The sequence below is a fragment of the Dolichospermum sp. UHCC 0406 genome, from assembly GCF_009712025.1.
Lineage (GTDB): Bacteria > Cyanobacteriota > Cyanobacteriia > Cyanobacteriales > Nostocaceae > Dolichospermum > Dolichospermum lemmermannii.
The window spans coordinates 285,837-302,320 of record NZ_VILA01000002.1 but is presented as its reverse complement, the minus strand read 5'-3'; the positions used below and the strand labels follow the sequence as shown (position 1 = coordinate 302,320).

The following is a 16,484-nucleotide window of genomic DNA, read 5'->3' as shown; positions in this document are numbered from 1 at the left end:
CTAATAGAGAAAGAATTGCCACAGTTACAGGTGGATGTTGCTTGGGGATTATGAAAGCGAAAACCGCCACCTGTCAAATCTTCTGAATAATCTAGTGATAACCCAGTGATGTAATTTAGGCTTTCTGGGTCTATAACTACGCGAATATCATCCAACGCTAAAACCCGATCTTGAAATTGGACTGTGGTATCAAAAGCCAGATCGTAAAACAAATCAGCACAACCTCCAGATTTGACTCGCAAGCGAAATAAGGTATCTGATGGTTGTTTAGATTTTAAGCGCCCGATTTCATTAATGGCTGCTGGACTGAAATGAATCATGGAATTTTCTTATTAGTCAGTTGTTAGTAGGGGCGAAGCATTTGGAAAATAAATTATCGGTCATTGCCAAAAATAGTTCTCCAAATGCTTCGCCCGTACAGTGGTCAGTTGTCAAAGAATATTTCTCTCCCCCTGCTCCCTTGCCTATTTGTCCGAACGGGCATAATCATCTTGATAGCGAATAATATCATCTTCTCCGAGATATTCGCCATTTTGGACTTCAATCAAAATTAAGGGAATTACACCGGGATTTTCTAACCGATGAGTTGTACATTGGGGAACATAAGTAGATTGATTATTGCTTAGTAAAATTTCTTGATCACCACAAACTACCTTAGCTGTACCGGAAACAACAATCCAGTGTTCACTGCGGTGGTGGTGCATTTGTAAACTGAGGCGATGTCCGGGCTTGACTTCAATTCGCTTAATTTTATATCCACGCCCTTCTTCCAAGACTGTGAACGAACCCCACGGACGTAATTCACCAGCAGCAATACTTCTAGAATTAATTGTTGGTTGCAGAGTGAGAGTATTTGGGGCAGTTTCTGATAATTTAGCCATAGTTACCTCAATTGGAGACATAACAAACCTGTTTTTAGTGGGAACAGTTGATGGAAAAGGGGGCCAGATTTAGCCACTTTGATCAAGATAGCAAAACTCACCCTTGACTGGTAAAGTCCCTGGCGGAAACTAATCTGTCCACACAAAGTCTTCATCAAAAAATAATCTCTTTTGTTGGTGGTCAGTTGTCAGTTGTCAGTGGTTAGTGGTCAGTTGTTAAAAATTCTCTATTGCCTCTTTGGTGATATAAAAAGCCCAATCCCATTGTGAACACGGGCTGCTGTATTGGGGGAACGGTCAAGTAACTGACCGCCTAAATAAAGACTGGTAGAACTACCACCATCTAAATTTAAAGCATTGATACAACCCATCGTTTGCATTAATTTTGCTTGTTCCTCCAAGGTTGGACCACCACCACCGGCCCGATTATGTACAGCAGCAATCATCAGATTACCTCTGGAAGTAGTACAAATACTGCTACGAACTGCTTGACCTTTCATAAAAGCAGGGCTGAATGTTTCTGCTGGTCCGTCCAGGACTATTTGCCGATTTTGGACTAATAGGGGACCTGCGCCAATAATGTGGGGGTAGCGACTAAATTCAGGTGTGGTGGTGTTGCTGGTCAGGGAAACTTTTGTCCCCATGGGTAATTGTGGTGTCTGATTGCGGAAGATGAGGAGATAACCATTTTGGGGAATGGGAATAGCAGTTATACCACTTTTATCACCTGCTAACTGATTAATTACTTGATTGTTTTCCACAACTACGATAATTTCATTATCAGCTAAAGGTGTATAAGTATTTCCCCATACTGGAGTATAACGAGCAATACCGCGTTGGACATAGCCAGTATTAAGTAAGGAAATGGGTAACCGTTGATTATTGTTGGTAATTAAGGTTTCTGTGAGGGTCAGCCGACCAAAATAAAATTGTCCGTTATTATTCCAAGCGATCGCTCCCCGGTTGAGAATTGGACCGGATATCCATTGATTATCTCGCCGAATTGCCCCTAAAGGTAATTTATTATTGCGGTTAAAATAACCACCATTAATTGCGGCTACTGCTAAGTAATTTTGAGCAGTTAGCAACAAAGGGGCAGTCCCAGTTAATGTTTGCGGATTAGTTAATATAGGCTTAATGCTTAATCCTATAGCACGAGGGTTAATATCTAGCCAAACCACAGGAAAGCGATCTGTTCCTAAAGCTACCAACTGCTGTCGCCATTGTAATCCCTGCGCCCAAGCAATAGTTTTTTCTACCATGGCATCAGGTTGAATATCAATAACTAAGCGATTTGGTTGGGGAATAGTGCTAACTTGTAGAGACTGACCAAAGGGAACGCTCAAACGCACAATTGTTTGATTATTCACCATTTCCACTTTTTGAATTATTGATGCGGGAATAGGCGGTGTAGTGGGTTGAGAGTTATAGCGTTGTATTAAAGCCGGATCAGCAGTACCATCTAGGGTGAGAGTCCATTCTCGATTGGGTGGTGTGGTAGATTTAGGGATAATCTCATCAGGATCTACTACTTTTTTAACTGGTAATTCTTGTCGAATTTGCCAAGGGGTCGCTATATCTAAATCGAGGACAACTCTATCTCCTTGTGGTTGTTTACCAAGACGGATATTTTTCAGTTGAGAAGGGGGAGTAGAAATTACTAAAGTGCTACCATTAGCTTGGATTTGCCATTTAGCTATTTGGGCTAATTGAGTAATATCTAAATAGCGATATCCTTCGCTGAGATTAGTATTGAGAATGGGGGGATTTGTCAAGCCAGAAAACCACTGTACTGGTTGTTTGCCAGGATTACTACTATTGAGTAAATCTATCCCCATTAATTGCTTAACTGCGCCATCACTCAGATAAGTTTGTCCTTTAACGGTGGTTGCTGTTGGTTGTAACCATGCTCCTGGTAAGGTGCGTCCATTGAGAATAATTTGATTACCAGCACTAACGGCACTGGGAACGGGAGTTGGTAAACTAGGAGTATTTTCAGCAAATACCCTATAAGTAGCAGTCAAACACAGCGCTGTTGACAGTAGCGGTAACACAGAATTGAGTATTTTCAGAATCATAAAACCTCGCGGTAAGCGGGAAACTCAGTGGCTTGGCTCCCTGAGAGGGAAGGGACACGAGCGGTTTTAACCGCAGTGGTATTTTATGCTAAAATGAGATTGTGAGTAGGAATAACTATCTACGTGTTGAAACATCCTAGTATCGGAGAAATCCCGGCTTCCGTGAAACAACGGTTAGGTTTAAGTCCTAACGGCAGTAGGACGAGAAAGAGCGATTAATGGCAGGTTGTGGAGCGTACCGGATCTTGGCTGAGTGATGGCCTCTGAAAGCACCAAAATGATAAAAGTAGCTAGAAACCTAAGCTGGACTTAGAGTAACTAAGTAGGCGTTGTTTGACGAACGCAGCGAGAATTAGACTTTGGGTACTCCCTAATCTCAATCTGTCAGCAGAATCTCAGCAGCTAAAGCCTCTGAGAGTGTCAATGACTCGGTATTTGGGAACGTGATTATGCAAAACCCAGCGATTAGAAATCGCGGCTACGCAGGCAAAACCCACCTTCGTGGGTTAAAAACCTTGATTTTTCATTAGTCCACGTATCCCTTAGGAGACCGCAGGAATAGGTGGACTTCGTTTGTGTAGTAGCGAATTATATTCGCCATAAACTTTTCAAACATCCTCTAACGAAAATTTATCAGAAAATTTAAAAAATAATTATCTTTTTTAGAAATAACCGTGATAATATTTATTTTGGGTCTTTGTCTCTTGTTCAGAGTAGCAAACAATTATCGTGCTAAAAATACTAGCTAAAATTGTTTTAAATAATACAAATCACTTAGAGACTGCTATGATACTGTTAGGGGTTAAAGGTGAAATTCGCACACCCTATCCTCATATCTAAAATTTTGGATTTTGGGGTTTGAATCTAAAATCTAAAGTTCCTGTGGTTGCCAATGAATAAACAGCCAAAATACAGGAAAAAACAGATATATTTTAGGAATTGTCAAATGGGCATATAGTGAAAATAGACTAATTTTGGTGAACTATCAGTATCAGCCAAGAATAGGAATAAGCAAGTATGGTGTAAGCCATCAGCAAAAAAACTGCAAACTTCAAAACGATTGAATTTACAGGTTCTTCTGGATTAAGGTAGTTTTTTAACAGTGCATAAACAAATAAAAAATAAATAGGCATTGGTAGCACAGCTTCGACTAAATGTCAAGCTAAAATTGTTATCCCTAAACTTTGGTAATTATGTATTTTTTATCCAGTGCCAAAACTGAGAAAATTTCCCTCTAAGCAGTAATAACAACATCTGTACCTCAACATTTCAGGAATAGAGTATGAATCATCAACCATCAAATCAGGGTCAGCAAATTACAGTGTCAGATACTAATTTTCCAGATACATATCCAGGACCAAAGTGGCTAGTAGAAGAAAGGGATGCTTGTGGAGTCGGGTTTATTACCCATCGTCAAAATATTGCCAGTCATGAAATTCTGGCTAAAGCCTTAACTGCTTTAACTTGCTTAGAACATAGAGGTGGTTGTAGTGCTGACCAAGATTCTGGTGATGGTGCGGGGATATTAACAGCGATTCCTTGGGAATTATTAGCACAGGAAAATAGTAATGCAATTGATTTTTCTCATCTAAGTAATATGGCTGTGGGGATGATATTTTTTCCCCAAGACGCAACAGCCGCCAAAGCTGCTAAAACTGCATTTGAGCAAATCGCAGCAGAAGAAAAATTAAATATACTGGGCTGGCGAGTAGTTCCAGTGTGTCCAGAAGTATTAGGGGTGCAAGCTAAAGAAAATCAACCCCAAATAGAACAGGTGATAATTGATTGTGCTGATAAAAGCGGTGATGAACTAGAAAGAGAATTGTATATTGCCAGTAAACGCATTATGCAAGCGGGAAGAAGAATTTCTGAGGATTTCTACATCTGTTCCTTGTCTAGCCGGACAATTGTTTATAAAGGCATGGTGCGTTCCGCTGTCTTGGGGGATTTTTACGAAGATCTCAAAAATCCGGCTTTTAAAGTGGCATTTGCGGTATATCATCGCCGATTTAGTACCAATACCATGCCTAAATGGCCTTTAGCCCAACCCATGCGGCTATTAGGTCACAATGGAGAAATTAATACCCTATTGGGGAATATTAATTGGATGATGGCACGGGAAGCTACCCTTAGTCATCCGATTTGGGAAGACAGGTTTGACGAACTCAAGCCATTGGTAAACGTTAATAATAGCGATTCCGCTACTTTAGACAATGTACTAGAGTTATTGGTGCGTTCGGGACGCAGCCCCTTAGAAGGGTTAATGATGATGGTTCCTGAAGCTTATAAAAATCAACCTTCCTTGGCTGAATATCCCGAAATTGTGGATTTTTATGAATATTACAGCGGGTTGCAAGAATCATGGGATGGACCTGCACTGTTAGTATTTAGCGATGGTAAAAAAGTTGGGGCGACATTAGATCGTAATGGTTTAAGACCTGCACGTTATGTCATTACCAAAGATGATTATATCGTTGTTGCGTCCGAAGCTGGAGTTGTAGATTTCCCGGAAGAGAATATTCTCGAAAAAGGTAGACTTGGCCCTGGACAAATGATTGCGGTGGATTTAAATACCCAGGAAATTCTCAAGAACTGGGAAATTAAACAACGCATTGCTAAACAGCATCCCTATGGGGAATGGTTGCAACAGCATCGCCAAGAATTGAGTAAATTAGTGAAGGGTAAGTCTGTAGTTAATGGTAACGGTAATGGTAATGGGCATTTATCAACGAACAACGAACAACTGACCACTGACAAAATTGATCCCCAAGTTTTATTACAACAGCAAATTGCCTTTGGCTACACCATAGAAGATGTGGAAATGGTGATTCACCCCATGGCCAGCACTGGTGCAGAAGCAACTTTCTGTATGGGAGATGATATTCCTTTAGCGGTATTGTCAGAAAAATCCCATTTGCTGTATGACTATTTTAAACAGCGATTTGCTCAAGTTACCAATCCAGCAATTGACCCTTTACGGGAAAAGTTGGTGATGTCTCTGACGGTGGAATTGGGTGAAAAGGGGAACTTATTAGAACCCAAGCCAGAATACGCCCGCAGACTCAAGTTGGAGTCTCCTGTACTGACTCAAACAGAGTTGGAAACTATTAAGTTGTCAGGATTTGCAACGGCTGAATTGTCAACTTTATTCCCCATAGCCACAGGCCCAAATGGTTTAAAAACGGCTGTGGAATCTTTGCAAAAACAAGCTGCGGAATCGGTGCGGGCTGGTGCGAAGATGCTCATATTAAGTGACAGAACAGGTACAGGGATTGCAGCAGAATATACCTATATTCCTCCTTTATTAGCCATTGGTGCGGTTCATCATCACTTAATCCGTGAAGGGTTACGGATGAAAACATCCTTGATTGTGGATACAGCCCAATGTTGGAGTACCCATCATTTTGCTTGTTTGTTGGGTTATGGTGCGGGTGCAGTTTGTCCCTATATGGCTTTAGATACTGTAACTGCTTGGTGGCATGAACCTAAAACTCAGCAGTTTATGACTAGGGGCAAAATTGCCACTTTGACTTTAAACCAAGCCAGAGAAAATTATCGCAAAGCTATAGAATCGGGTTTGCTGAAAATCCTTTCTAAGATGGGAATTTCCCTACTTTCCAGTTATCAAGCAGCGCAAATATTTGAAGCGATTGGCATTGGTGGTGATTTGTTGGCTTTGGGTTTCCGAGGAACAACTTCCCGCATTGGTGGTTTAAGTGTGAGTGAGTTGGCACAAGAGGTGCTATCTTTCCACAGTAAGGCTTTCCCAGAATTGACGGCGAAGAAGTTGGAAAACTTAGGTTTTGTGCAATACCGTCCCGGTGGTGAATACCACATGAATAGCCCAGAATTAGCGAAGTCGCTGCATAAGGCTGTCAATGGTAAGCAGTATGACCATTATGAGGTTTATAAACAACATCTGCATAATCGTCCGGTGACGGCGTTGCGTGATTTGCTAGACTTCCACAGCGAGCGCTCATCAATTCCAATAGAAGAGGTAGAGTCAGTTAGTAATATTGTTAAACGTTTCTGTACCGGGGGAATGTCTTTAGGGGCGTTATCACGAGAGGCACATGAAACTTTAGCGATCGCTATGAATCGTATTGGTGGTAAATCTAATTCTGGTGAAGGTGGAGAAGATCCGGTTCGTTACAACGTTTTAAATGATGTGGATACGGCTGGTAAATCTGCGACGCTTCCTCATCTCAATGGGTTGAAAAATGGTGATACGGCTGCAAGTGCCATTAGACAAATTGCATCGGGACGGTTCGGCGTTACTCCCCAATACTTAGCTACAGCCCAACAATTAGAAATCAAAATTGCCCAAGGTGCAAAACCAGGAGAAGGTGGACAGTTACCCGGACCCAAGGTAAGCCCCTATATTGCGATGTTGCGCCGTTCTAAGCCCGGTGTAACTTTGATTTCTCCACCACCACACCATGATATTTATTCCATTGAAGACTTAGCCCAGTTGATTTTTGACTTGCACCAAATTAACCCGAAAGCCCAAGTTTCGGTGAAATTGGTCGCAGAAATTGGAATTGGCACAATTGCAGCAGGTGTGGCTAAAGCTAACGCTGATATTATCCAAATTTCCGGTCATGATGGTGGTACTGGTGCATCACCGCTTTCTTCGATTAAACACGCAGGTAGTCCCTGGGAACTGGGTTTAACAGAAGTACATCGGGTTTTGATGGAAAACAGTTTGCGCGATCGCGTCATCTTGCGTGTAGATGGTGGTCTGAAAAGCGGCTGGGATGTCCTGATTGGGGCGTTAATGGGGGCGGAGGAGTTTGGGTTTGGTTCGATAGCCATGATTGCGGAAGGCTGCATTATGGCGCGGATTTGCCACACTAATAATTGTCCTGTGGGGATAGCTTCTCAGAAGGAAGAAATGCGGAAACGGTTTACCGGCATTCCTGAACACGTTGTCAACTTCTTCTACTTCATTGCGGAAGAAGTGCGGAGTCTGTTGGCTAAATTGGGATATCGTTCTTTATCAGAAGTAATTGGCCGCGCTGATTTATTAACGGTGCGTTCTGAAGTCAAACTGAATAAAACCCAAGCTTTGAATTTGGATTGTTTAACTAAACTACCAGACACAAAAACTAATCGTAGTTGGTTAGTACATGAAGAAGTTCACAGTAATGGACCAGTGTTGGATGATCAGTTACTAGCAGATGCAGATATTCAAACGGCAATTAAGAGAAATGGCACAGTTAGTAAAACCGTTACCGTCGTCAATACCGATAGAACCGTCGGTACAAGGTTGACTGGAGCGATCGCATCTCGACATGGTGACAACGGCTTTACAGGGCAAATAAACCTGAATTTCCAAGGAAGTGTGGGGCAAAGCTTCGGCGCATTTAACCTCGATGGTGTGATTCTCAACCTGGTAGGGGAAGCTAACGACTATGTAGGGAAGGGAATGAACGGTGGGGAAATTATTATTCAGCCCCCAGCAAATGCCACTTATGACCCAGCAGAAAACGTGATTGTGGGGAATACCTGCCTTTATGGGGCGACAGGTGGGGCGTTATTTGCCAATGGTTTAGCTGGAGAACGGTTTGCGGTGCGGAACTCTAAAGGTACAGCCGTGATTGAAGGGGCTGGTGATCATTGCTGCGAGTATATGACTGGTGGTGTGATTGTTGTTCTGGGTAAGGTTGGCCGCAACGTGGGTGCAGGAATGACCGGCGGATTAGCTTATTTCTTGGATGAAACTGGTAATTTCCCTGATTTAGTTAATCATGCCATTGTCAAGGTGCAACGAGTTGTAAGTGATGTGGGCAGACAACAATTGTATGATCTCATTAAAACTCACGAGCGTCGCACTGGTTCACCTAAAGCCCAGGAAATTATCGCCAATTGGGCAGAATATTTACCTAAGTTCTGGCAATTAGTACCACCTTCTGAAGCTGATAGTCCCGAGGCAAAAACTGAGGAAAAACAGTTAAGTTCTGTGTAATTTGTCTGAATCAGGATTTACAGGATTTACAGGATTTAAGGATTTACAGGATTTAATGAAATACTTTGTTTGTATTCATTCTGTTTATTCTTTAATTCTTTTTTGTCTGAATCAGGATTTACAGGATTTAAGGATTTACAGGATTTAATTAAATACTTTGTTTGTATTCATTCTGTTTATCCTTTAATCTTTTTTGTCTGAATCAGGATTTACAGGATTTAAGGATTTACAGGATTTAATTAAATACTTTGTTTGTATTCATTCTGTTTATCCTTTAATCTTTTTTGTCTGAATCAGGATTTACAGGATTTAAGGATTTACAGGATTTAATTAAATACTTTGTTTGTATTCATTCTGTTTATTCTTTAATCGGTGGTTATCCTGATATAGCTTGCACCACGCTACGCTATCAGACATTTTTCTTTAAGGTTTCTGAGATTTCTGGGATTTTTGGGCAACTAAGTGTGGATATTGATCTTGCATTTCTAACAGTTCGGGAACAGTGACAAATTCATAACCCTGTTTACGGAACTTGCTAATGATTTCTGGTAAGGCTTTGACAGTGTGAGAGCGATCGCCACCACCATCGTGCATTAACACAATACCCCCTGGTTTGGCTTCCCTAAAGATGTTATTAATTAGTCTTGGCACACCCGGACGTGAATAGTCCATAGAATCAGACGACCACATAATAACAGCATATTTATTACTTTTAGCATAAGCCGCTACTCCATTCCTCATGTTTCCTCCTGGTGGACGAAACAGACTGGTTTTTATACCAGTAGTCTTATAAATTATGTCTGTTGTATTAGCAACTTCGTAAGCTGCTGTCTGTGCATTCATGTGATGATACCAATGATGCCAAGTATGGTTAGCAATAATATGACCATCTGTAACTACCCGCTTTGTTAAATCGGGATAATTCTTGACATTTTGGCCAACAACGAAAAATGTACCTTTGATATTATTTTTTTTGAGAATATCTAATACTTTTGCGGTACTACTAGGCCAAGGACCATCATCAAACGTTAAGGCAATAACTTTTTTTTCTGGAGGAAGTTTAGCTTCGCTAATTACAATCCCTTGAAATTTAGGTGGTACATCAGTAGAAAACCCTTTGGCTTGTGCTTCTTGTTGCCAACTGGTCAGCATTTCTGTTTTAAATTCCTCTAACCGCTGCTGAGTTTTCACATTAGCAGCAATATCTTTATTTTTAACAATGACGTTTTGGTTTTGAGCATCAGAGATTTTGGCTTTGAATAGAATCATCAAAGCAATGCTTAAAGTACCAGTTAGTCCAATTAATCCAATTAATATTCCCTGCGTTCCCAAAAATGACTTATTATTTTCCACAGTGTAACTCCTTCAAGGGGTGAGCAACCAATGATGGTAGTGATGGCTCTGACGGTAGGTTATAACACATTTTTCTAAAAATTGAGGATGTATTTAGGTATTCACGTATATTGTGTTGCTTGGACTCATGATTTACTATTAAAGAAAAAGTTATTTTTTCCTCAATGTCATGAGTAGTTAGATGATAATTAACTGAATATAGTTTCTCACTTGTGAATGATATTTGGTAGTTACGTTAGCTACTATTCTAGCCTTGAACAGATATATTCTATCACCGATTGATGACTTTTCAATGTTAGTTTATTTTGTCTTGAGTTTATTTTTTCCAAACTACTAATATCACCCCAGTGACAATCAAACCTAATCCAAAAACACGGGTTAGAGAAATAGGTTCTTTTAAAATAAAGTACCCCAGGAATACAGAAAATATATAACCAACTGATACGGCTGGTGCAGCAACACTCAGATTGACTCTGGTTAGTAGTAAGATATAGGCTACTGCACCAATACCATAACAGGTTAATCCTAATAAAAGTTCCGGGATGGTGATCATGTTGAGAATGAGACTAATAATATTCCCTCCATGCACTTTACCTAATTTGATTGCTCCCATTTTTAAAGAAAATTGTCCTGCTACACTGATGAGGACGGAGATTAACAGTAAAATAAATTCTGGTATTGACACTGAATATTACCTTAACTTTATTGATTGAATATTATGCTTTGGTGCCATACCTTTGCCTCAAAATCAAACCAGATTTTTATATTTCAGGTTTTTGTAAACCCTCCAGTTTCCTTTAATGTATAAAGAGGACGACCTTTTACTTCTTCGTATATTCGGCCAATGTATTCACCTAAAATCCCAATACAAATTAATTGAACTGAACCTAAGAAAAACATGGAAATTGTAATTAATGTGTAACCAATTAAGTGAGATACTGGGGCAAAGATTCGCCAATAAAGCACTAATATTATCATAATCATAGCGATCGCAGCGGAGATAATCCCTAAGTAGGTTGCTAGTCGTAAAGGAACTGTGGAAAAAGAGATAATACCATCAATTGCTAAAGATAAAGATTTACCAAAGGTATATTTTACATCTCCTGCAAAGCGAGGGTTTCTTTCAAAAAGTACAGAGGTTTGTCGAAAACCTACCCAAGCACGTAAACCGCGAATGTAGCGATTGCGTTCAGGCATAGAATTCAATATATCTACTACTTGTCTATCCATTAAGCAAAAATCTCCTGTATCCACAGGAATATCAACTTTAGCCAAGCGTCGAAGAATGCGATAAAAAAGATATGCTGTCAAGCGTTTTAGTCGGCTTTCTTGTTGACGAGATATTCTTTGAGCATATACTACTTGGTATTCTTGATGCCATTTTTCGATCATTGTTAAAATTAGTTCTGGTGGATCTTGGAGATCGGCATCCATAACAATGATACATTTGCCTTGGACAAAGTTCAAACCAGCGGTAACGGCGATTTGATGCCCAAAATTCCGGGCTAGACTGAGGTAATGGACTCGATTATCACGATGATGTAATTCGCGCATCATCTTTAAAGAGCGATCGCGGCTACCATCATCAATTAAAATTAGTTCTACATCACCGTCTAACTGCTCCATGACATGATGTAACCTACGATACATCTCAGTGATATTTTCTTCTTCGTTATAAATGGGGATAACTAGGGAGTAGATAGGCTGATTCATCATCATAATTAATAATTAAGTTTATTTAACATTTAATAATAATGCGTTCATTCTCACAAAAAGAATACTTTTTCGGCTTACTTTTGGCATCTTTAATTTTATGGTTGATAGGTTTGGGTAATTTACCTTTACGAGATTGGGATGAAGGCACTTATGCTATAGTCGCTAGAGAAATTTACCGCACGGGTAACTGGCTTTATCCTACTATACAAGGAGATCCTTTTTTATTAAAACCACCTTTAATGCAATGGTTAATTGCTATTTGCTATCACATAGGAGGAGTGCAGGAGTTTACGACCAGATTTCCGGGAGCATTTTTAACAGCTTTAGGAGTTCCTTTACTTTACTTAATTGGACGTTTAGCTTTTAGAGAAAATTTACCAGCTTTATTTTCAGCTTTGGTTTATTTAACATTATTGCCTGTGGTTCGTCATGGTAGATTGGCAATGTTAGATGGGATGACTATTTCCTTTTTCTTATTATTGTTATTTTGTGTTCTCAAAGCGCGTCATGATAAAAAATATGCTCTTGGTATCGGGTTTTGTTTGGGTTTAATTACTCTCACAAAGGGAATGTTAGTGGTAGTTTTGGCAGGAATAGCAGGTTTATTTATTCTTGCTAATAAACAATTAGCTATATTAAAAAATCCATTTCTATGGATAGGAATGCTGTTAGGGAATTTCCCTGCTATTGCTTGGTATTTTGCCCAATGGCAACATTATGGCAATATTTTCTTAGAAGTGCATTTTCAATCTCAAGCTTTTGATAGACTGGGAAAAGCTGTGGAAGGGAATACTGGTCCGGTTTGGTATTATTTACTTGAAGTCATAAAATATGGTTTTCCCTGGTTATTGTTTTTGCCAGGAGGTTTATATTTAAGTTGGAAAAACCGTGATACTGCTTGGGGTTGTTTAACTCTGATTGGCACAATTGTTTATTTTGCCATAGTTTCTTTAATGGGAACAAAATTACCCTGGTATATTATGCCCGTATATCCATTTTTAGCTTTAGCAATTGGGGCTAATTTAAGTTATATTTGGCAAGGTGGGAAGTTTAGAAGTAAGTTTTTGACGGGATTTTTCGGATTTTTAATTATTGTTGGTTTAGCGGGTTGTGTTTATTTCATTATGTTTGATAAACAGCCATTGTTAATTATTATGAGTATTATTTTAGCAATAACTATGGTAATAACATCATGGTTAATTAATCAGCATAATCGGCAATTTATTTCTGTTTTATTGACGGGAATGTATTTAGTTTTAGCACTATTGATGAGTTCTCAATCATGGATTTGGGAGTTAAATGAAAAATTTCCTGTTGTCCCAGTGGCAACATTAATTAAGGATAATGTGCCACCAGGAACACAGATTTATACTTCTTTTCCTGATAGTCGTCCTAGTTTAGACTTTTATAGTGATTGTAAAATTATTCCTGCATCTATTGCCGATTTACAGGATAAGTTTGTTCATAAATCTTATTTGTTGGTGGATAATGAGAATTTGCAGAAAATGAATTTAAAACAGAGTAAAATGATAGGAGAAGCTAAAGGATTTACATTAATTTCGTTTTTTTAAAATGATAATTTGTAGGGGTTTAGCATTGCTAAACCCCTACGCATCAATAATAGATAATCCTGATCATTTTGATGTTTCAATTAAAACTTTGCTGTCTTATATCGTTAATTTTTTGTAAATAAATAAACATCATCTTGTTGATATGTCAATTTAAATTCTGGGTTGCTTTTAAGTTGATTTCCTAATTCTGGATTAAAGTCAAGTTTATTATTATTATTTTTAGTTCGTAAATCAAGTAGTACATAATCAAATTTTTCACCACTTGTATTATCAGGTTTCCAATCTGGACTAATTAGCTTAATAATTTGGCGTTGACTTAAATGAGGAGCAATTCTAGATGTTGTTAAAACACTTCCTTGAGTTTTAACAAAACTAACTGCTGTATGCAGAGAGTTAAGATTGGAAAGACTAGATAGATATCGGTTGATGAAAAATTCATATTTGGCTAGTACCAAAAATGAAATAATAGCCCAAATAATTAAAAATTTTGGCTTTAGCCAAGGTCTTTTTTTATCTTTCTGGTACTGCCATATTGAACGTAATAACCAAACAATAATAAATGGGAAAATTGTTAAAGAATAATGGTGAACTAAGTCTCGTTGTGCTGAATAATCAGAAATGATATTGAGCAAAAACATTGGTAAAGCAGGAATTATTGTCATTGCTGCTCTCCAATGCAATCCAATGATGACTGGAAGTACAAGGAATAAATAATAAAATATTGTCTCAGGTAAAAAGAATTTTCCTAAAATCAAGCCAGGATTAGTAATGATATTCGATATAATTTCTTTAGGGGAATCACCCATAGAAGCATAAAATACAACCCCACCAGCTTGACCACCTCGCAGCATGGGAACAAGATAACCAACTGTTGCTAAATACCAAACTGCACCTGCTGCAATACAACCGATTCCATAATTACGCTGATTCTGGGTAAAGCATAACCACACCCCAAAAGCAACTACAGTTAAACTTAAACTATCTTTGCAAATTAAAACTAGCAGAATAGCTACTATCAACTGCCAAGTTTTACCACCAATTCCTGCCCATATTGCCCATAATATTGCTGGAATTGCGATCGCTTCAGGTCGGAAGTCAGTAAAAAAATTGCTATTAAATAAGCAAGGATAGAGTAAGTATGAAATGGCAATTGCTCGCGCATACTTAACTGATAAACCTATTTGTAAACCCAAGGCATATACAGGTAAACATCCCAATGCTAAGGCTATGGCTTGTACTGCAAATAGCCAGTGGACATCGGGATAAATTTTGTATAGTAAAGCGATTGGATACAAGATGAAAGCTGCATGATCTCCAATCAGATGAAATCCAAAAAATGATGAAATTGGCGGTAGTTCTTGACTTGCTAAATATACCCATTGGTCAAATACTGCTAAATCAAGGGCATTTGATTGAAATAAGAAGTGTCTTAAACTGCTACAAGCAAATAAAATGAAAGCACTTATCGCAATCATCCAACTGATAGTAGCAAGTCCGTTTTTAGCTAGTAATTTTTCCACACTAGAATTTGTTATTTATTGATATTTAAGGAAAAATCTGTTTTTGATTTGGTGTAAATCATATCACAATTTCGCACAACAAACCAAAGTGTAAAACCTAAAGGAATAGAAGATAATTGGATATATATAGGAGTTCCCAAATAACTAACAAATGATGCCAGTTGCACTGATATTGCTACCCAACGATATTGGGGAAAGTAAAAAGCAAAGATAGTAGATAAAATATCTGTAGGATAAAAATATCTTTCGTGCATTTTGGGTAATAAATACGGCATGAGAAATACTGATATTGTCGCTAAATATATCAATCTGTCCTGAGTAATTTCTAATTTACTTCTATAAACAAGATATGCTAACAAAAATATCGCAGTTACAGTTAACAGTAAACCTATTGGCACAACAATATTATAATAATCGTTAGGAATCCATTGATAAAAATTAGGGACATTTTTAGCTAGTTCTTTATATTTATGAGATTGTTCAAAATATACTAAAAGCAATTCTTTGATTGGTCTACCAGCAATCCAAGCTGGCAACATTGCCCCTATATATACTAAAGGAATTATTGGTAAATAAAACCAAAATATTCTTTTTTTAATCAATAAGATTAATAATAAAGGTGCTAAAAACATCGCTTGTAATTTAAACGAAAGTGCTACACCAAAACTAATTAATGCGGGAATTTGTTTGTGAATAGATAAAAAGTAAATACAGGCAATTAATCCTGTGGTATAGATAACGTCACATTGTCCCCAAAGCGAACTATTATAAATTACAGTGGGACTTAATATAACAGCTAAAAATGCCCAATTTGCCATTCTACCCACAGGATATTTCAGCTTGACAATTTTATAAGTTAAAAATGCACAAATAAAGTCAACAGTCATGGCAAAAAGTTTGATTGCTAGAATTTTCGGTAATCCAGAAAGCAGGGTAGAAGCAATCAAAAGCCAGTAAAGATAGGAAGGTGTATAATCAGCAAAACCATATTTTAATGCAATAAATCCGCCATGAGATGCAATAAAATCATACCAAGGATCTAAAAAATATTTATAATCTACTGATTTATTGGGAACACAAACTAATCTGATTGTCACTGCGAATATAATACCAATTAACAAATATCTGGGAATTGGTAATTGGCAAGAGTCTAATATATGATTAAACTTATCTTTTATTGAATTCAATAATGTTTTGTGTGAATTATTCATGATTATTAATTATGATACTTTTATCTTTGTAAATTGTATTTTAAGAGAAATAGTAAATGCCGTACCATTATTGATTATTTACAAGTTGGACTATTATTGACGTATTAAAACTTACCATACTTTGGTTGAATCTCTGATGCAACAGATGAAAAGTATTAGAAACTTAATAGATAAAAACTTAATCAA

General features: G+C 38.1%; 11 protein-coding genes. 3 read left to right on the top strand and 8 right to left on the bottom strand.

The window, feature by feature from the left end; all coding sequences use genetic code 11:
• A partial coding sequence (locus tag FJR09_RS03755) for an iron-sulfur cluster assembly accessory protein (RefSeq protein WP_168654015.1) occupies positions 1-320 on the bottom strand: 320 nt, incomplete at its 3' end.
• A gap of 20 nt (positions 321-340) precedes the next feature.
• On the opposite strand from FJR09_RS03755, the gene FJR09_RS03750 reads away from it, so the two are divergent.
• On the top strand, positions 341-505 hold the full coding sequence (locus FJR09_RS03750) for a hypothetical protein (protein ID WP_168654014.1): 165 nt from the start codon (positions 341-343) through the stop codon (positions 503-505).
• Here the strand turns inward: FJR09_RS03750 and FJR09_RS03745 are convergent.
• The gene (locus FJR09_RS03745) at positions 465-881 is read right to left on the bottom strand and encodes a cupin domain-containing protein (protein WP_015078106.1); all 417 of its coding nucleotides are present in this window, start codon (positions 879-881) and stop codon (positions 465-467) included. The genes FJR09_RS03750 and FJR09_RS03745 overlap by 41 nt on opposite strands.
• 227 nt (positions 882-1,108) lie before the next feature.
• Positions 1,109-2,959 carry a phosphodiester glycosidase family protein gene (locus FJR09_RS03740; RefSeq protein ID WP_168652787.1) on the bottom strand — a complete coding sequence of 617 codons (1,851 nt, stop codon included), beginning with the start codon at positions 2,957-2,959 and terminating at the stop codon, positions 1,109-1,111.
• 1,282 nt (positions 2,960-4,241) lie between these two features.
• Here FJR09_RS03740 and gltB point away from each other — a divergent pair.
• Positions 4,242-8,927: a glutamate synthase large subunit gene (gene gltB, locus FJR09_RS03735; RefSeq protein ID WP_168652786.1), complete on the top strand. Its 4,686-nt coding sequence runs from the start codon at positions 4,242-4,244 to the stop codon at positions 8,925-8,927.
• A 423-nt stretch (positions 8,928-9,350) separates the two neighbouring features.
• On the opposite strand, the gene FJR09_RS03730 is transcribed toward gltB, so the two are convergent.
• The 3 genes from FJR09_RS03730 to FJR09_RS03720 form a co-directional block, all read right to left on the bottom strand.
• The gene (locus FJR09_RS03730) at positions 9,351-10,280 is read right to left on the bottom strand and encodes a polysaccharide deacetylase family protein (RefSeq protein WP_168652785.1); all 930 of its coding nucleotides are present in this window, start codon (positions 10,278-10,280) and stop codon (positions 9,351-9,353) included.
• A gap of 316 nt (positions 10,281-10,596) precedes the next feature.
• On the bottom strand, positions 10,597-10,965 hold the full coding sequence (locus FJR09_RS03725; RefSeq protein WP_015078111.1) for an EamA family transporter: 369 nt from the start codon (positions 10,963-10,965) through the stop codon (positions 10,597-10,599).
• 83 nt (positions 10,966-11,048) lie between these two features.
• Positions 11,049-11,993 carry a glycosyltransferase family 2 protein gene (locus FJR09_RS03720; protein ID WP_041457486.1) on the bottom strand — a complete coding sequence of 315 codons (945 nt, stop codon included), beginning with the start codon at positions 11,991-11,993 and terminating at the stop codon, positions 11,049-11,051.
• 41 nt (positions 11,994-12,034) lie between these two features.
• Here FJR09_RS03720 and FJR09_RS03715 point away from each other — a divergent pair, with 41 nt between their 5' ends.
• A complete protein-coding gene (locus FJR09_RS03715; protein ID WP_041457487.1) occupies positions 12,035-13,567 on the top strand; it encodes a glycosyltransferase family 39 protein in 1,533 nt (510 codons plus the stop codon).
• Positions 13,568-13,671: 104 nt separating this feature from the next.
• Here FJR09_RS03715 and FJR09_RS03710 read toward each other — a convergent pair whose 3' ends face one another.
• A complete protein-coding gene (locus FJR09_RS03710) occupies positions 13,672-15,087 on the bottom strand; it encodes a DUF2079 domain-containing protein (protein ID WP_015078114.1) in 1,416 nt (471 codons plus the stop codon).
• A gap of 11 nt (positions 15,088-15,098) precedes the next feature.
• Positions 15,099-16,298, bottom strand: a complete 1,200-nt coding sequence (locus FJR09_RS03705; RefSeq protein ID WP_015078115.1) for a mannosyltransferase — start codon at positions 16,296-16,298, stop codon at positions 15,099-15,101.
• Positions 16,299-16,484: the final 186 nt, after the last annotated feature.